The 16861-nt window shown below is 69.6% G+C and carries 15 protein-coding genes; 8 read left to right on the top strand and 7 right to left on the bottom strand.

The features are described 5' to 3' along the window. Positions 1-375 precede the first annotated feature (375 nt). Together AC069K_RS02875 and AC069K_RS02870 are read left to right on the top strand one after the other, a co-directional pair. Positions 376-915 (top strand): ArsR/SmtB family transcription factor, encoded by a 540-nt coding sequence (locus tag AC069K_RS02875; RefSeq protein ID WP_478611505.1) that lies wholly within the window; start codon positions 376-378, stop codon positions 913-915. Next, positions 915-2198 carry an MFS transporter gene (locus tag AC069K_RS02870; protein ID WP_478611503.1) on the top strand — a complete coding sequence of 428 codons (1284 nt, stop codon included), beginning with the start codon at positions 915-917 and terminating at the stop codon, positions 2196-2198. The genes AC069K_RS02875 and AC069K_RS02870 overlap by 1 nt, the downstream gene beginning before the upstream one ends. 500 nt (positions 2199-2698) lie before the next feature. Here AC069K_RS02870 and AC069K_RS02865 read toward each other — a convergent pair whose 3' ends face one another. Further along, positions 2699-3682, bottom strand: coding sequence for an aldo/keto reductase (locus tag AC069K_RS02865; RefSeq protein ID WP_478611501.1), 984 nt, complete (start codon positions 3680-3682; stop codon positions 2699-2701). Positions 3683-3778: 96 nt separating this feature from the next. After that, positions 3779-4624 carry an SDR family NAD(P)-dependent oxidoreductase gene (locus AC069K_RS02860; protein WP_478611499.1) on the bottom strand — a complete coding sequence of 282 codons (846 nt, stop codon included), beginning with the start codon at positions 4622-4624 and terminating at the stop codon, positions 3779-3781. 134 nt (positions 4625-4758) lie between these two features. Between AC069K_RS02860 and AC069K_RS02855 the strand changes: the two genes are divergently transcribed. Continuing rightward, positions 4759-5343: a TetR/AcrR family transcriptional regulator gene (locus AC069K_RS02855; RefSeq protein ID WP_478611497.1), complete on the top strand. Its 585-nt coding sequence runs from the start codon at positions 4759-4761 to the stop codon at positions 5341-5343. A 439-nt stretch (positions 5344-5782) separates the two neighbouring features. Continuing rightward, the gene (locus tag AC069K_RS02850) at positions 5783-7192 is read left to right on the top strand and encodes a M4 family metallopeptidase (protein WP_478611495.1); all 1410 of its coding nucleotides are present in this window, start codon (positions 5783-5785) and stop codon (positions 7190-7192) included. On the opposite strand, the gene AC069K_RS02845 is transcribed toward AC069K_RS02850, so the two are convergent. Further along, complete coding sequence (locus AC069K_RS02845; RefSeq protein WP_478611493.1) at positions 7162-7824, bottom strand: response regulator; 663 nt, start codon at positions 7822-7824, stop codon at positions 7162-7164. The genes AC069K_RS02850 and AC069K_RS02845 overlap by 31 nt on opposite strands. Beyond that, on the bottom strand, positions 7821-9074 hold the full coding sequence (locus AC069K_RS02840) for a sensor histidine kinase (protein ID WP_478611491.1): 1254 nt from the start codon (positions 9072-9074) through the stop codon (positions 7821-7823). The genes AC069K_RS02845 and AC069K_RS02840 overlap by 4 nt, the downstream gene beginning before the upstream one ends. 456 nt (positions 9075-9530) lie before the next feature. Here AC069K_RS02840 and AC069K_RS02835 point away from each other — a divergent pair, with 456 nt between their 5' ends. From AC069K_RS02835 to AC069K_RS02820, 4 genes are all read left to right on the top strand, one after another. After that, positions 9531-10982 carry an alpha/beta hydrolase family protein gene (locus AC069K_RS02835; RefSeq protein WP_478611489.1) on the top strand — a complete coding sequence of 484 codons (1452 nt, stop codon included), beginning with the start codon at positions 9531-9533 and terminating at the stop codon, positions 10980-10982. 403 nt (positions 10983-11385) lie between these two features. Next, positions 11386-13257 carry an RNA polymerase sigma factor gene (locus AC069K_RS02830; protein WP_478611487.1) on the top strand — a complete coding sequence of 624 codons (1872 nt, stop codon included), beginning with the start codon at positions 11386-11388 and terminating at the stop codon, positions 13255-13257. A gap of 180 nt (positions 13258-13437) precedes the next feature. Next, positions 13438-13599 carry a hypothetical protein gene (locus AC069K_RS02825; protein ID WP_478611485.1) on the top strand — a complete coding sequence of 54 codons (162 nt, stop codon included), beginning with the start codon at positions 13438-13440 and terminating at the stop codon, positions 13597-13599. Between the two features lie 296 nt (positions 13600-13895). Beyond that, the gene (locus tag AC069K_RS02820) at positions 13896-15464 is read left to right on the top strand and encodes an alpha-L-arabinofuranosidase B (protein WP_478611483.1); all 1569 of its coding nucleotides are present in this window, start codon (positions 13896-13898) and stop codon (positions 15462-15464) included. A 218-nt stretch (positions 15465-15682) separates the two neighbouring features. Here the strand turns inward: AC069K_RS02820 and AC069K_RS02815 are convergent, their stop codons facing one another. From AC069K_RS02815 to AC069K_RS02805, 3 genes are all read right to left on the bottom strand, one after another. Then, positions 15683-15940, bottom strand: coding sequence for a helix-turn-helix domain-containing protein (locus tag AC069K_RS02815; protein ID WP_365109930.1), 258 nt, complete (start codon positions 15938-15940; stop codon positions 15683-15685). Continuing rightward, complete coding sequence (locus AC069K_RS02810; RefSeq protein ID WP_478611481.1) at positions 15940-16431, bottom strand: DUF2975 domain-containing protein; 492 nt, start codon at positions 16429-16431, stop codon at positions 15940-15942. The genes AC069K_RS02815 and AC069K_RS02810 overlap by 1 nt, the downstream gene beginning before the upstream one ends. Before the next feature lie 79 nt (positions 16432-16510). Further along, positions 16511-16852 (bottom strand): gas vesicle protein K, encoded by a 342-nt coding sequence (locus AC069K_RS02805; RefSeq protein ID WP_365110012.1) that lies wholly within the window; start codon positions 16850-16852, stop codon positions 16511-16513. Between the last annotated feature and the right edge of the window lie 9 nt (positions 16853-16861).

The following is a 16861-nucleotide window of genomic DNA, read 5'->3' as shown; positions in this document are numbered from 1 at the left end:
GGCTCCAGCGCCGGTTGATCCCGTGGCAGTCGCGCGGCGGTGAGCGCGTGAACGGGTTACGCACTGCCCCGCGCACGCGAACACACGAGCACGCGAATAACCACCGCACCAGCAAGGGTGCACAGGCCCCGCAGAGTGGGAAATGCAGCGTTCCGCTGCCCACTCTGCGGGGCCTGTGCGTCGCATGTGCCGCCCTGCTCCGCAGGCGCGGAAACAAGCCCCTGACCTCGATCGGCCGACGCGGCTTCGCCCACGGTCGCGAGCTCGGCAGGCCGCGCTGAGCCATCGAGCGCGCCCACGCCTCCTGGACCAGTTCACACGAATCCCTCGGAAATCCCCTTGCGCAATGGTCAAGAAGTGTTGACCATTGGACCCATGCCTACCGATGATCTTCCCGAGACGTTCCACGTCACCACTGACGACCAGCTGCGCGCCGTCTCCAACCTCACTCGCCACCGGATCATGGCCGTGCTCCGCTTCGAGCCCGCGACGATCACGCAGATCGCCGAGCGGGTGGGCCTGGCGAAGGGGAGTTCCAGCTACCACGTCCGGCTGCTCGAACGCGCCGGGCTGGTGAAGGTGGTACGTACGCGGAAGGTCCGCGGGGTCACCGAGCGGTACTACGCGATGGCCGCGCGGTCGATCGTGCTGCCAAATCCGGGCGAAGGCGGGCCGGATGTGCTGATGCGGCATGCGGTGGCCGACCTGGAAGCGGCGCCGGCGGAGAGCGAACGGCACGTACGAATGGCCCATCTGCGGCTCACCGACGAGCAGTTCGCGGAGCTGGGGGCGCGACTTCAGGCGCTGGCGGACGAGTACCGAGAGCTGTCCGACCCCGCGCTGCCGGACGCGTCGCTCGTCTTCGCCCTGTTCCACCCGGCATCGCGAGTTCAGGCCGAGGGGGAGGCCAAGTGATGTCGGACGGACGGAAGTTGCCTACGGGCTTCGGGCAGTTGTGGACCGCGCAGACGGTTTCCTCGCTCGGCGACGGGGTGTCGCACGCCGCGCTGCCGCTGCTCGCCCTGACGTTGACGCGGGACCCGATGGCGCTCGCCGTCGTCACGGCCGCCGGAACGCTGCCGTGGCTGCTCTTCGGGGTGCTGGGCGGTGCGCTGGTGGACCGCTGGGACCGTCGGCGCACGATGTGGGTCACCGACGCGGCACGTACGATGCTGCTCGCGATACCGGCGGCAGCGGCCGCGCTCGACGTACCGAGCATTGCGCTGCTCGCGGCCGTCGCCTTCCTGCTCGGCCTCGGCGGGCTCTTCTTCGACACGGCCGCCACGGCCTATCTGCCGGACCTGCTTGGCCGCGACCCCGCACGCCTTGAGCGCGCCAACTCCCGCCTGCGCGGGGCCCAGACCGCCGCGTCCGGCTTCGCGGGGCCACCTGCGGGCAGTGCCCTGCTCGCGCTCGGACGGCCGGTTCCGCTGTTGGCCGACGCGGTGTCGTTCGCGCTCTCCGCCCTGATCGTACGGTCGCTGCCCGCCCTGCCCCGGCCCGTGCCGCAAGCCCGTGAGTCGCTGCTGCGGCAGGCGCGCGCCGGCGCCTCGTATGTGTTCCGTGACCGGTTGCTGCTCGGGCTCGCGCTCCGTCCGGCGGTCGGGAACATCGCCTTCCTGGCCGTGGAGACGGTGCTCGCCCTCTTCGCGCACGAGCGTCTCGGCATCGACACCTTCGGCTTCGGCCTGCTCCTCACGGCGGAGGCCACCGGCGGTCTGCTCGGCGCGGGCATCGCCCCTTTCCTCGGCCGCCGACTCGGCACCGGCACCGCGCTGACCTGCACGGCCGCAGTCGAGGGAGTCGCCATCCTGGGCCTGGCCGCAGCCCCGAACCCGTACGTCGCCGGCCTCGCGCTCGCCGTCTGCGGAGCGGGCATGGGCGCCACGATGGTGCTCGGACCCTCCCTGCGACAGGCGATCGTCCCCGCCCACCTGATGGGCCGGGTCGCCTCCACCTCCCGCATGCTCGCCATGTGCGCCGCCCCGTTCGGCGCGTTCCTCGGGGGCTGGCTGGCGACCGCGTACGACGTACGCACCCCGCTCTACACCGCAGCCGGCCTCCTCCTCACCATGACCGCCGTCACGACGACCATGACCAGCAACCGCCGGGTCGAGGCAGCACTGCGCGCCGCCGCCCGGGCCGACGGCCCGGATCAGCCGGAATCGCGGGAATCCGTGCAAGAGGGTGCCCTCTAGTCCTACGCGCATAGGCGAGCTCGTCGGTCAGGGCCTCAATGTTGACACCGCGCCGACGACGCTCGCTCAGGCTTCGCGTCGCCGCTTCAGAACGATGTAACCGATACCGGCGGCACCAGCCACCAGCCCCACACCCGCGCCGATCTCCAGCCCGCCGGGCCCGGCCTCCGAAGCACCCCCCATTCCGCCCCGGGCACCGCGACTGGGCAGTGCGCTCGGGACGACAGGCGCCCGCGTGGTGAGAGCGGTCCCCCTTCTGGGCAACGCCTCACAGGCGATCCCGTCGTCGGGGCCCTGGTCCTCATCCAGCCGGTAACGGGTTACCACCCTGTCTCCCCCTGCCTCCTGAACCGACGGAGCGGACTCGAACGTCACCGGGCTCTGAGCGCCGCATCCGGTGAGCCCGTCCCGGCGCTTGGCGCTCCGGGCCGACGGGATCGCATGCCGCCGACCCGTAGAGGTTCGCCGGTAGGTGAGCACGGGTAACTTCCGTGCCCCGCTCAGCCGTTGAGGGTCTGCATCAGCTCGGGAGCGTAGCGGTCGCCGGAGACGATGCCGCGCGGGGCGACCGCGTCGATGGCGGCCAGCTCCTCGTCGGTGATCGTCACCGTGGTGGCGGCGACGTTCTCCTCCAGGTAGCGGCGGCGCTTGGTGCCGGGGATGGCGACCGCGCCCTGACGAAGCACCCAGGCGAGGGCCAGCTGGGACGGCGAGACCTGCTTGGCGGCGGCGATGCGGCGGACCTGGTCGACGACGGCCAGGTTGCGGTCGAAGTTCTCGCCCTGGAAGCGCGGGTCGGTGCGACGGAAGTCGTCGGCGGCGAAGTCGTCCGGGCTGGTGATCGCGCCGGAGAGGAACCCGCGTCCGAGCGGAGAGTAGGCGACGAGACCGATCCCGAGCTCGTTCAGGGTGGCCATGACCCCGTCGTCCTCGATGCCGCGCTCGAAGAGCGAGTACTCGGTCTGGACCGCCGTGATCGGGTGGACGGAGTGGGCCCGGCGGATGGTCTGCGGGGCGACCTCGCACAGGCCGATGTGACGGACCTTGCCGGCGTCCACCAGCTCGCTCATCGCTCCGACGGTCTCCTCGACCGGCACCCGGGGGTCGACCCGGTGCAAGTAGTACAGGTCGACGTGATCGGTGCCCAGGTGGCGCAGGGAGCGGTCAAGGGAGTGGCGGAGGTAGGCGGGGCTTCCGTTCTGGCCGCGGAGCGTCCCGTCGTCGCTGAACTCGATTCCGGTCTTGGTGGCGAGGACGGCCTGGTCACGGCGGCCCGCGAGAGCCTTGCCGAGGAGCTTCTCGTTGAGGAACGGGCCGTAGCTCTCGGCCGTGTCCAGCAGAGTCACACCCAGTTCCAGTGCGCGGTGGATGGTGGCGAGGGACTCGGTCTCATCGGTGTGGCCGTAGAAGGCGCTCATGCCCATGCAGCCGAGTCCTTCTACGGAGACGGTCAGGCCCCGGTTGCCGAGGGTGCGGAGTTCCATGGTGATCTTCCTTGCTGTTTTCGGGTCGTGCCCGTGGTGCGTGAGGGGTGGATGGGACGGGTGGGGTGGGCCATACGTACGGGATTCCCCAAGCGCTCAGCGCACCCAGGTACCGGTGAGGTTCTGGACGGCGGAGCCGTCGAGGTCGGTGAGGGTGGTGGCAACGAAATCGCGGGCCCACGGCGAGGTCTGCATACGGTAGGGCGGGTGGGCGGCGGTCAGTGCCTCGATGATCGGGGCGGCTGCCTCGGCGGGGGTCTGGGCGCCCGCGAATGACTGGCTGGTGCGGTTGAGGTAGGCCTCCAGCGCCGGGCCGTAGGGCCCGGCGGCGGCCAGTTGCTCGGGGATGTCCAGGCCCAGATTGGCGACGAACTCGCTGGCCACGGCGCCGGGCTCGACCACGGTGACATCGACGCCCACGGTGGCGGCGACGGGGGCGAGGGACTGCATGAAGCCCTCGACCGCGAACTTGGCCGCGCAGTACGCCTCGTTGAAGGGCTGGCCGACGACGCCGCCGACACTGGTGACGGTGATCACCCGGCCCTTGGACGCCCGCAGATGCGGCAGGGCTGCCTTGGTCACCGCTACCACGCCGAAGAAGTTGACCTCCATGGCCGTGCGGACGTCGTCGAGGCTGCTCTGCTCGATGGTGCCGACCTGGGCGGCACCGGCGTTGTTGATCAGCGCGTCGAGGCGGCCGTGCTCGGCGACGACCTCGTCCACGCAGCTCGCGATACCGGTGGCGTCGGTCACATCCAGGCGCTTGACCTGGACGCGGTCCGATACACCCGCATCGGCGGCGGCCCTGAGCAGGGCCTCGGCCTTGCCGGTGTCGCGCATGGTGGCGAGGGTCGTCCAGCCCGCACGGGCGGCGCCGATCGCGGCGGCCAGGCCGATACCGGAGGACGTACCGGTGATCAGAACCGTCTTCGGGGAGGTCATGGAGGAGGTCTTCCTTGCAGGGGGCACGACGGGCGGAAACCCGTAACCGGGGAGTTCCCCAGTTATGCCTTCAAGGTAAACGGGGAACTCCCCGGTTGTCCAGTTAGACTGGTCCCCCGACGAAGGGAACAAACTTGACCAGCAAGCCGAGCGTGTTGCGTGCCGATGCCCGCCGCAACCGCGAGCGGATCCTCGAAGCAGCCGTGCGCGCCTTCTCCGAGAAGGGCCCCGACGTGGCGATCGACACGATCGCCAAGGCTGCGGGCGTCGGCTCGGCCACGCTCTACCGCCACTTCCCCACCCGTGAGGCCCTGGTCGAGGCGGCCTACCGCAACGAGCTGGCGCGGGTTTGCGACAGCGCCACGACGCTCCTCGCCGATCATGCGCCGGACCGGGCACTCCGTCTGTGGATGGACCGTTTCATCGATTACGTGGCCGCCAAGCAGGGCATGGCGGACGCGCTGCGGGCCGCGGTCGCATCCGGCGCGGACCCCTTCGCCGAAACCCTCGACAAGCTCGGCACCGCGCTCACCACGCTGATGCACGCCGGCGCGGACGCCGGTCTGGTACGCCCTGACGTCGACCCCCTCGACGTCGGCTTCAGCCTGGCCGGCGTCGCACTGATCACCAGCGCCCCCGACCAGCGCGAACGGGCCGACCGCCTCCTCGACCTGCTTTTGGACGGCCTTCGGTACGGAGCGGACGGGGTCGACGCCTGACGGGGTGCGAATACCCTTCTCCGTACCAGCGCCCACGGCGGGGCCACTCGACGACCGCAGGAGAAGGTCCACCGTCGGACGAAGGGGCGCGGCTCCCCGCCCCGCTCGGAGTGCAAGTCGCAGCCCACGAATGGATACTCGAAGGAGACACGTCTTCACCGCTGCGGTCATCCACCCAGCGGATGCGAGGGCCGCGAGCGTACGGCAGAGCCGCGGACCGTACGCCACCTCGCCCTCGAAACAGGCGCCGGACGCGGCCGTTCGGCCACGGCACCCCCGCCGACCCTGCCCCGGTATGAGCGCGCGCCTGTCCCGGCGGGAGTGGGCGGCGTCGACCCAGGGTTGTTCTGGAACACGCAGATCATCAACGCAGAACAACCACACCGGAACACCCGATGAGCGAGCCCACGCGACCGCTCCTCCTCGCACGAGGCACCCCATGACCAGGACCCGCCGCATCAGCTGCATCATCCCTCCGCTGCTTCTGGAAAAGCTCCTGCGCAGCGACAACGACGAAGTCCACCGAGCAGCGCTGGACACCCTGCTGACCACCGCCGGACTGCGCGGTGAGCGAGCGATCCGGGCGGGATTCTCCGGCGTCACCACGCCCGGCAACGGACGGCGGACCGTCTTCGACTGCCAGAACGGCAGAATGCTTCCCTCGGCCATCGTGGCCCGACCGGAAGACGGGCCGGCGTCGACGGACGACGCGGTCAATCGGGCGTTCAACGGCCTCGGCACGACGCACGACTTCTACCACGAGGTGTTCAACCGCGATTCCATCGACGACCGCGGGATGCGCCTGGACGGATACGTCCACTTCAGCGTGGAGTACAACAACGCTTTCTGGGACGGGCAGGAGATGGTCTTCGGTGACGGGGACGGAAAGATCTTCACCGACTTCACCGGGTCCCTCGACGTCATCGCCCACGAACTGACCCACGGAGTCACCGAGAACACCGCCGGGCTCGCCTACCACGACCAGCCGGGCGCCCTGAACGAATCCGCCTCGGATGTCTTCGGGTCGCTGGTGAAACAGTGGTCGCTCAAGCAGTCGGTCGAGGAGGCGGACTGGCTGATCGGTCCCGATGTGTTCACTCCCGGGATCGACGCCGACGCCCTGCGGTCGATGAAGGCCCCGGGCCAGGCATACGACAACGCCCTGTTCGGCAAGGACCCCCAGCCCGACCACATGAGCAGGTTCGTCCATCTGCCGAGCTCCGAAAGGGGCGACAACGGCGGGGTGCACATCAACTCCGGCATTCCCAACAAGGCGTTCTACCTGACCGCCGCGGGCATCGGTGGATTCGCGTGGGAGGCGGCCGGAGCCATCTGGTACGAATCCCTCAGGGCTTCCAGCGCCGAGACCCAGTTCCAGGAATTCGCGAACACCACCTACCACAAGGCCGCGGAACTGTACGGCGACAACAGCACCGAGCAGTTGGCCGTCCTGGCGGCGTGGCACGAGGTGGGCATCCAGATCAGCGGGGTCCCCGCCGGTGTCGTCCGCGGGCGCGGCCGCGCTCACCGGAACGGCAGTGCCGGCAGCACCAGCAGTACGGACGCCCTGGCAGCCCTGTCCAAGCAGATCGGCGTACTCACCACCCAGCTGACGGGGCTGGCCAAGGACGTGGCCGCGCTGAAGGGCAAGAAGTGCCCCTCGGCGGGCGCCGCCCGCGGACCGGACCACGAGGCCCAGGAGCCACATGACCTGCCGGGCCTTGACCAGCATGGACGCGTGAACGCGCCACGCGGGGGCCACGTGTTCGGACCGGGGCGCCCTGGGACGGCCGGCACGCCGGCAGCGGGCCCATCGCATCATGCCGGGTGGATGAGACGGCTCTCGTAGGCGAAGATCACGGCTTGTATCCGGTCGCGGAGTTCGAGCTTGTGCAGGATGCGCCCCAGGTGGGACTTCACTGTCGCCTCCGCGAGGTGCAACGTGGTCGCGATCTCGGTGTTGGTCAGGCCCCGGCTCACCTCGATGAGCACCTCGCGCTCGCGGGGGCTGAGCCGTCGCAGCCGCTCGTCAGGGCCAGGGGGGCCGCCCTCGGGGATGTGCCCGCGGAGGTTCTTCAGCAGCAGGCGGGTGATCCGCGGGGAGACCACCGCGTCGCCCGCGGCCACGTTGCGTATCGCGGTGAGCAGTTCCTCGGGCCTGGTGTTCTTCAGCAGGAAACCGGAGGCCCCGGCGTTGAGTCCTGCGAAGGCGTATGCGTCGAGGTCGAAGGTGGTGAGGATCAGCACTCTGCTCTGCGGAGAGGCGCGCATCACCCGTCGGGTCGCTTCGATCCCGTCGGTCCCGGGCATCCGGACGTCCATGAGGACGACGTCGGGCCGCAGTTCCCTGGCAAGGCGTACGGCCTCGCTGCCGTCCGCGGCCTCGCCGACCGGTGCCATGTCGGACTGTGCCTCCAGAACCGTGCTGAAGGCCATACGGAGCAGCGCTTCGTCGTCGACGATCAGGATACGGATCGTCATGTGGGTCGCCCTTCTCCGCTGCCGAGGTCGAGACGGGTATGAACTCCCCAGCCGCCGGCCGGGAGCGGTCCTGCCCGCACGCTTCCCCCGTAGGCCGCCACGCGCTCGCGCATGCCCGCGATGCCGTGCCCGCCGTACGGGGTGGCGCCGGGCCGTGGGGGTGGTGGGCCGTTGTCGGTGACGTCCACGGTGACGGTCTCGGCCGAGCACCGAACCCGGACCTCCGCGTGCGTGCCCGGTGGGGTGTGCTTCAGGGTGTTGGTCAAGGCTTCCTGTACCAAGCGGTAGACGGTGAGTTGCGCGGTGGCGGGAATGCCGGTGTGGTCGCCGCGGACGTCGAGACGGGTCGGCAACCCGGCGGCGGCCATTTGGTCGGCGAGGGACGGCAGTTGTGCGATGCCGGGCAGCGGGTGACGCTCCGCGTCCGGTTCGTCGGCCCGCAGGACGCCCAGGGACCGCCGCATGTCGGTGAGGGCCTGCCGCCCCGTCTCCGAGATCTGGAGCATCGCGGTGGTGGCCCTGTCGGGCGCCCGGTGCTGCGCGTAAAGGGCGGCGTCGGTGAGAGCGACCATGACGGACAGGTTGTGGGTGACGATGTCGTGCATCTCCCGGGTGATACGTGTCCTCTCCTCGGCGACGGCGAGCCGCGCCTGCTGGTCCTGCTCCTGTTCCAGGCGGGCGGCCCGTTCCTCCACGGCCGCGAGGTAGTCGCCCCTGGTCCGCATGTTCACGCCCAGGACGGCGGCGGCGACGACCATCGCGGTCACCGCCACGAAGGGGGTCGGAAACGCGTCTTCCGCCACCCAGCGCAGACAGGCCAGCAGGACTCCCGTCTCCACGACGGCACCGGCGACCAGTGTGCCGCGCCGACCCGCGTTCGCGGCCACCGTGTAGAGCGCCACCAGCAGGGCGACGTCCGCCAGCAGTTGGACGTCCATCAGCCACTGGACGAAGGCCGCGGCCGCCACGACGCCGAACACCGTGAGCGGGGCCCGGCGCCGCCACACCAGGGGCAGCGCGACAGCCGCGGTGAGGGTCAGGGCGACGGGCCATGCGTGCGGCTCGAACGTGGTCACGACGTTGAGGAGGAGCAGCGCCGGCAGCAGCGAATCCCCCACCATGGGCGGCACCCGGGAGCAGCGGCGCCGAGCCGCACTGATCGGGCGCGCCGCCCGTGCGACGGCCAGGCCGGCACACCTGGTCAGTCGTACGGCCATCGAGGAGCGCAGCACCCGGTCTCGGAAACCCACCGGGTGAATCGGGCGAGTCGAGTGAGTACTGCCGGTTTCCACAGCCGCCTCGGCCATCACATGTTCCTGTCGACTCAACGTCATCATGGCCCCGGTTCGGGACTGCCACCTCGTACAGCTGGAGCCGGGTCGAACACGGAATGGGGAGGACCCGCACTGCCCGGCGCGTACCGCGCGCGGCCCTGTCACCGTAGGCCGCGGGCCGGTGCGCACGCATGAGTCCAGCGTCTGACGGCGCGGTGCCGACGTACGACCGCAGGAGGAGTCCGACCCCCTCCCGTGGTCGCAAAGCCAGCGCTGACCTGCCGCGTTCGATTGCGACTCCGGTTGCACCCGTGACATGCCTGGATGCGACGGGGATCGCACACGGGGAACCCTGGGAGTGCGACTCCGGTTGCACGCGCCGGCGACCCGGGGCCGATGTGACGGTGTGTGGTCCGTGCCGAGGATGGGCGGGTGACCGACATCATCACGGGACTGCACATGTCTCCCCTGGAAACGCTTGCTCTGCTGGGCGCCGTCACGCTGGTGCTGGCGCGCTGGCTTCCCCCCGCCGTCCGCCCATCCGTCACGATCGCGGCGGGAGCGGTTTTCGTCCTGTCCGCGACCGTGCTGAGTGCGGTGGGGCTGCGCTGGCAGATGCTGCCAGTGCTGGCAGGCGCCGCCCTCGCCTTGCCGTTCGCCGTCTCTCCGCTGTTCCGCCGACGTACCGGCCGGCCGGTGAGACGGGCCCGATGGTGGCTCGCGCTGCCGGGATCGGTCGCCTGCGTCGCCCTGATCGCCACGGGTCCCGTTGCCGCCTGGGCCTTCCCCGTCCCCGTGTTCCCCACGCCGACCGGCCACTTCGCCGTCGGCACCCGCGTGATGCAGTGGACCGACCCGAACCGCTCCGAGACCGCCACTCCCGAACCCGGCGACCGGCGCACGGTCGTGGTGCAGCTCTGGTACCCCGCGCGGAAGATGCCCGCCGGCTCGCCGCGAGCGCAGTACCTCGGCCGTACGGAGCAGGAGGCGCGCACGGTCTCCCATGCCCTCGCGCGCTATACCGGCCTGCCCGGCTTCCTGGTCGACGGTGTCCCGCGTGCCCACACCCACGCGGTCTTCGACGCCCCGGTGGCCCGCGCTGACGCGAAGTTCCCGCTCGTGGTGTTCTCCCCAGGACTGGGAGGCGTACGCACACAGAACACCGCCTGGGCGGAGGAGCTGGCCAGCCAGGGTTACGTGGTCGCAGCGCTGGACCACCCGTATGACTCCGCCGCCGTCGTCCTCACCGACGGCCGAACGATCAACACCAAGATCGCTTCCACGGGCGACGACGACGAAGACGACAGGCGAGCCGTCGAAACCACGAAGGTGCGAGCCGCGGACCTCAGCTTCGTCCTCACCCAGCTGGGCCGCATGGACCGAGGCGAAATCGACAGCCCGCTGACGGGACGTCTCGACACCGGCCGGGCCGCGGTGACCGGCCACTCCCTGGGGGGCGGTGCCGCCCTGCAAGCAGCCCGCCAGGACCGCCGGTTCGCCGCCGTCATCAATCTGGACGGCTACCCCCGCGACCCCGCCCTGCTCCCCTTCCACCAGCCGGCACTCGCGCTCACCCAGGCCGTCGGCACGGAAACCGACCCGCGCTACATACCGCGCCTCACCCAGGTCCTCAAGCTCAGCACCTCCACGAGCTACCGACTCACCATCCCCGGCGCCGCCCACCTCACCTTCATGGACGCCCCCCTGTACCTGCCCCCCGTGCCGTCGATGGTCGGCTCCTTGGGCCGCACCGAAAGCCCCCACGTGGTCGCCGCAACCACACTCGCCTTCCTGAACGCGACGCTGCGGCACCAACCCGGGGACGTGGCCGGGGTGCTGGCAACTTACGGTGATCTGAGCGTCTACCGGCCGGGCCGGGCGTAAGCGGAGGCAGGGACCGCTCCCCCAGAGGATCAGGAGCCGCCCAAAGGTGGGGAGCGGGCCGGTCCTGGCCGCGTCCCGCTCCGCTTCGCTCCGCGGGTGATACCGGACCACGTTGACGAGCCCCGGCGCACAACCCGCGCGCCTACCTGCCGTACAAGCGCCGGGATGGTCCGTCTACAGCGGACCCCGGAATCCTCATCAGGCGTCTTCCGTCAACGTCCACACGGCATGACGGGCGATGTACCGCAAATTCCTTGCATGGCACCGGAAAACCGCTGGGAAACCGTTTCTCCAGAAAATATGGGGGTGCCAGCTGTCAGACCTCGGGCGGCCCATGCGACCTCATTGTCGATGACGCACCTCAAGGACGGTGTGATCGACCAGGGAAGAGAGGCGGGAAGCGATGACCATGGATGACGGCGAACTCGTCGAGCGGTTCCGGAAGGGGGACTCCGAAGCCACGGAGATCCTCTGGTCCGCCACCAAGTGGCTGAAGGTAGTCGCCCGGCGGAGGCTGGGGGCGGGACAGTGGGCCGAGGCTGAAGACGTGGTCGCGCAGGCGTACGAGGCACTGCTGCGTTCCAGGAAGCCGGTCGCGAATCCGCGCGCATGGCTGAAGGAGGCCGTCACCAACCTGGTGGCGACGAGGATCCGGCAACTGGCGTCGGAGCGCAGGGGACTGAGCAAATTGTGGGACCCCGATCCGGAGACCTGTGTGCCTCTGCGGCAGGCAGAGGAGCAACTGGCCGCCCAGAAGCTGTGGGACGGGATCCTGTCGGCCCTGAACGAGCGCGAATGCCAGACCCTGGAACTGGCATTGGAGCAAACAGTAACTGGACGGTCCACGAGGGAGCAGGCCCGAGAGCTGAGGATCGCTGAGAACACGCTCTCCCAGAGGAAGGTGCGGGCGCAGAAGAGCGCGCAGGCCGCGCTCCTGGTGATGCGGTGGCAGGCAGCGTCGGTCGAGTGCCCGGAGCTGAGGCAGGAACTGGCCAGCTCGGCGACGCATGTCACCCCTGCCCTGATGGCGAGCGTGGAGTCGCACCTGAAGGGATGTGAGGAGCCGGGATGCCAACGGCTTCGGACGGAGTGGGAAGCACCCTCGCAGCACAAATTCGTCTGGACGCTGCCGGTGTTGCTTCCCTCTCCCGCCATGCGCGACCGAATCCGTAACGTCTGCGACGAGCTGGGGACGGAAGACACCGGAGCAAAGGCGCGTGTACGCGAGCTACGACGTACCGGTGGTTCCTGGACGTCACGCGCTGCCGCTGGCAGCGACGGTCGCGGGACACGGCGTGACGGCACTGGCCGGAACCCGCTCGACCGGCCTGTGGGAGCGTGGTACTCACACCAGCAGCCCTCGCGCCGCACAAAGCACCGTGTCTCCACAACGATCGGCGCATGCGTCGTCGCCGGACTCGTCGTGGGCGTGGCCCTGCACAAGAGCGGGTCGGACTTCGCGGGACCTCTGCGGGCACTGGCACCCGGCATCGTCGCCCCCTCCGACACTGTCCCGGGCAGCTCCGGCAGTCCCGGTGGCCACACCGGCAACCCATCGATCAAGGACGTCGGCAAACGCGGTGACCCATCCGGTCACAGCGCCGGCGACAGGGACCGCAACGGAAACCCCGACGGCAGCGACAGCGGCGGAAACGGTTCCCATGGCTCCCAGACCGGCAAGAGCCAAGACAACAGTCACGGCGGGGACGACAACAGCGGAAGCGGGCACGGCAAGACCGCCGGCAACAAGGGGAGTGATGACCAGGGTCGCCCGGACGACCGCGGCCTGGCCAAGAGTCACGGCGACGGTAACGTCGACGGCACCAACAGCTCCCACAGCGACTCCCGCAAAAGCGAAGACGCGGGTCTAGTCGTCCCGCCGCCCGACACCACCGGCCCCGCGGTGTCCCTCAGTCGCATCAGTACGGACGCGGTCGGGCAGGTGGTCCTCGACTACCACGGCGTTCAGATGCAGACCTGTGGCCCAGCCGGAACACCCACCACCTACCGCGTGTGGCTCGCGGCGTCCGACCCCTCGGGCATCTCCCACCTGACGCTGTACATCCAACACCCCACCGACGGGACGTACGTATCGGACGCCGGAGTTGCCGACGGAGGCGCCATCCGCTTCGACGTCCCGGACTACCGGGCGACGCCCAAGCCTCTGAAGACCGTGAAGCTGCGACTCACCGCCGTCGCGGTGGACACGCTCGGGCACCGTACGGACGCCTACCTCGGCAAACTGCCCTTGTACGAGTGCGGCGAGCCCGGCTGACCCACGGGCGTCCCGGCCCCTGTGGCCGCCGAGCCCCGAACAGACGCCGCACGCAACAGGAGCCAACAGGAGCTCTCTCACTTCATCGTCATCCCGTCTCCTATCCTGCCTCTGGAGCAGCACGTGAGTTCCGTACCTTCCCCGATCCCGCCCCGCACGTCACCGCCACCCAGTCCCTTCGTGACCATGCACACCGCCCTCGTCCTCCTGACGGCGTTCATCATGGGGCTCGTGGTCGGCGGCCTCACCTTCCTGGGCAACGGCCGCGTAGCCGGCGCGATTCTCGCGGGTCTGTTCACCGCCGGTGGCAGCGTGCCCGTCCTGCGGAATCTGATCCGCTGACGTGGCCGTGGTCCTCTGACGCAGCTCTGATCCGCCGACGCAGACCCGGTCCGCCGACCCGACTGCGTTGCACAGATACCCCGTTGGCGACATCGACCGGTGCGGGGCGGCCCGCGCCGGTCGAACGCGTGCAAAGTGTTGACAGCCGTAGGGAGTTACCCAATCATCAATCCTCGTCCGTAATTGCGACCATCGTTCGAAACCTCGAACAATTGCATGTCATGAGCATGACTCTCGGGCTCCTTCACCTTCCCCGGTGAACGGTGCCCTCCTCACCCACCTCCGGGAGAGAAACCATGTCTGTGGGATTGGTTCGCTCAAGGCCGGCCAGGCCGCTCGCTCTGCTGGCACTCGTGCTGGCCATGGCCGCGGCTCTGCTCGGCGGGCAGGTGTCCGCCGGCAGCAGGGCCGCGGCCGCCGGGTCGCTGCCCTGTGACCTGTACGCCGCCGGCGGCACACCCTGTGTGGCCGCGCACAGCACGACCCGGGCCCTGTACTCCGCCTACAGCGGCCGCCTGTACCAGGTGAAGCGCGCGTCGGACGGCTCCGTGCGGGACATCGGGGCCCTCGGCGCGGGCGGTTACGCCGACGCCGCCGCGCAGGACGCGTTCTGCGCCGGGACGAGCTGCCTCATCACCGTTCTCTACGACCAGTCCGGCCGCGGCAACCACCTCACCCAGGCGCCGCCCGGAGGGTTCCAGGGCCCCGCCGCGGGTGGTTACGACAACCTCGCGGAAGCCTCCGCCGCGCCCGTCACCGTGGGCGGCCACAAGGCGTACGGCGTCTTCATCGCGCCTGGCACCGGGTATCGCAACAACAACACCAACGGCATCGCGACCGGCGACCGGCCGGAAGGCATGTACGCGGTCCTCGACGGCACCCACTACAACGGAGGTTGCTGCTTCGACTACGGAAACGCCGAGACCAACAGCCGGGACAACGGCAACGGCACGATGGAGACCATCTACTTCGGCAACAGCAAGAGCTGGGGCTACGGAACGGGCAACGGCCCCTGGGTCATGGCCGACCTCGAAAACGGCCTGTTCTCCGGAGTCAACCGCGGCTACAACGCCAACAATCCCAGCGTCGGCCACCGGTTCCTCACCGCCGTCGTCAAGGGCGAACCGAACCACTGGGCCATCCGGTCCGGAAACGCCCAGTCGGGCGGCCTGTCCACCTCGTACGACGGTCCCCGCCCCAACGCCACCGGGTACAACCCGATGAAGAAGGAGGGGGCGATCATCCTCGGCATCGGCGGCGACAACAGCAACGGCTCCGCCGGCACCTTCTACGAGGGCGTCATGACGTCCGGCTATCCGACCGCCGCAACCGAGAACGCCGTACAGGCCGACATCAACGCGGCCCGGTACGCCGCGTCCCCCGTGGCGGGCGCCCCGACCACGGGTTCCAGGGTGTCCCTGCGCGCCACCACCACCTGCTGCACCAACGACTACCTCCGGCACAACGCTTCCGACAGCAACGCCGTCATCGCCGCGACCTCGTCCTCCAGTCCGGCTGCCGACAGGGCCGCCGCCACCTGGATCGTGCGCGCGGGCCTGGGCGACGCCTCGTGCGTCTCCTTCGAATCCGCCGACAAGCCGGGACAGTACCTGCGCCACTACGACTACCGGCTACGCGTCGACAGCATCGGTGACGGCCTGTCCCGGCTGGACGCCACCTTCTGTCCGCAGGCCGGCCACCGCGGTCAGGGGATCTCGCTCCGGTCCGCCAACTACCCCAGTGACTTCGTCCGCCACTACGACTACGCCACCTACATCGCCGGCCACGGCGGCCCGAACGCCTGGGACAGCGCAACCGCCTGGGCCGACGACACGACGTGGGTCGTGACCTCTCCCTGGGCCTGACGTCCTCTCCGTGATGTCCACTGTTTGACGGTGGTCACCTGCGCCCGCCCGCCGGTCGGGGTATCGCAGGTGACCACCACGGGCCCCGGCCCACCCTCAGTGCCCCCTGGGGAGCCCATTGAGTACGTCGAACAGGCGGTGCACGGTGATGTTGCCCGCCGGACCGGGTGACGGGTACGGCTCATCGTCCGGCCAGTGACTGATCCCGAAAGGGCGCGCTATACGCCTGCCGCGTCCTCGGCCTTGTCGAACTCCTCGGACTCCTCGACCTCCTCGGCCTCCCAGCGCAGCAGGTCACCCGGCTGGCACTGGAGCACCTCGCAGAGCGCGGCGAGCGTCGCGAAGCGCACCGCCTTGGCGCGGCCGTTCTTGAGTACCGCCAGGTTGGCGGGGGTGATCCCCACCCGTTCTGCGAGTTCACCCACGGACATCTTCCGCCTGGCCAGCATCACGTCGATGTCGACGGCGATCGGCATCAGATCACCTCGTCCAACTCGGCCTGCATCCGGGCCGCTTGGACGTCGCGCGCGACGGCTTGGGCGAGCAGCATCCGCAGGACGAGCACGATGAGCGCGACGCCCAGGATGGCCACACCGATCCCGCCCATGATGAGAGTGACGCCGGGGTCCTCGCGCTGGCCCGGCGCGTTGATGACCGTGACCACGAACCAGAGCAGCGCGATCGCCACGATGGCCCCGATCACACCGTCCACGTACCGGAAGGCGGCGTGGGAGAACACCGTGCCGCGTCGCACCATCGTCACCAGCCGCCCTACGCAGACCAGGGCGACCTGGACCGACACCATGCCCAGGATCGCGATCACGCGCAGCGCGGTCAGCGGGAGCGATCCGTCCTCCGGGTCGTTTCCGCCGGCCAAGGTCCACACCATCAATACCTGTACGAACGCGGTACCGGCCAGCACCACCCAGAGCACGGCAGACAGTGCACGCACGGTCAGCTTTCCCATGTCCCACCCTTCCATCGACTTGCGATGTAAATCTATCGAATCTCGATAGGTGCGACAAGTGGGGACGAGCAGGGGACGGTCAGTCCTCGCGCGGGAGCAGTGTGCCCAGGGGGCCGAGGTCGAGGTTCAGGTCTTCCAGGGAGTAACCGTGCTCGGCACACAGGTTGGCGAGGCTGTCGTGGAGGGCGAGGAGGGTGGCCCCGAGCTCCTCTTCCTGGTCGTCGGTGAGGTCGCCGGCGTCCACACGGCGCAGGGCCTGGCGTTCGATGAGCTGGCGCAGGAGCTCGATGAGGGTGAGGACGAGTTTGAGGAGGTCCTCCCCCACGGTGTCGGGGTCGGTGTGGATGCGGTGGGCGGGATCGGCCGCTCTGGCGTCGCGCGAGGTGGGGGGCGCCTGGACCAGCCGGAACGCCCGCGCCATGGTGTCGCC

It is taken from the genome of Streptomyces sp. NPDC043908 (genome assembly GCF_056435525.1).
Note: the sequence above shows the minus strand (reverse complement) of the source record. Positions and strands in the feature narration are given on the sequence as shown.

What these genes read in the sequence shown, in the direction of transcription:
- AC069K_RS02875 (WP_478611505.1), top strand. Translation starts at nt 376, where the DNA reads ATGCCTACCGATGATCTTCCCGAGACGTTCCACGTCACCACTGACGAC.
- AC069K_RS02870 (WP_478611503.1), top strand. Translation starts at nt 915, where the DNA reads ATGTCGGACGGACGGAAGTTGCCTACGGGCTTCGGGCAGTTGTGGACC.
- AC069K_RS02865 (WP_478611501.1), bottom strand. Translation starts at nt 3,682, where the DNA reads ATGGAACTCCGCACCCTCGGCAACCGGGGCCTGACCGTCTCCGTAGAA.
- AC069K_RS02860 (WP_478611499.1), bottom strand. Translation starts at nt 4,624, where the DNA reads ATGACCTCCCCGAAGACGGTTCTGATCACCGGTACGTCCTCCGGTATC.
- AC069K_RS02850 (WP_478611495.1), top strand. Translation starts at nt 5,783, where the DNA reads ATGACCAGGACCCGCCGCATCAGCTGCATCATCCCTCCGCTGCTTCTG.
- AC069K_RS02845 (WP_478611493.1), bottom strand. Translation starts at nt 7,824, where the DNA reads ATGACGATCCGTATCCTGATCGTCGACGACGAAGCGCTGCTCCGTATG.
- AC069K_RS02830 (WP_478611487.1), top strand. Translation starts at nt 11,386, where the DNA reads ATGACCATGGATGACGGCGAACTCGTCGAGCGGTTCCGGAAGGGGGAC.
- AC069K_RS02820 (WP_478611483.1), top strand. Translation starts at nt 13,896, where the DNA reads ATGTCTGTGGGATTGGTTCGCTCAAGGCCGGCCAGGCCGCTCGCTCTG.
- AC069K_RS02815 (WP_365109930.1), bottom strand. Translation starts at nt 15,940, where the DNA reads ATGCCGATCGCCGTCGACATCGACGTGATGCTGGCCAGGCGGAAGATG.
- AC069K_RS02810 (WP_478611481.1), bottom strand. Translation starts at nt 16,431, where the DNA reads ATGGGAAAGCTGACCGTGCGTGCACTGTCTGCCGTGCTCTGGGTGGTG.
- AC069K_RS02805 (WP_365110012.1), bottom strand. Translation starts at nt 16,852, where the DNA reads ATGGCGCGGGCGTTCCGGCTGGTCCAGGCGCCCCCCACCTCGCGCGAC.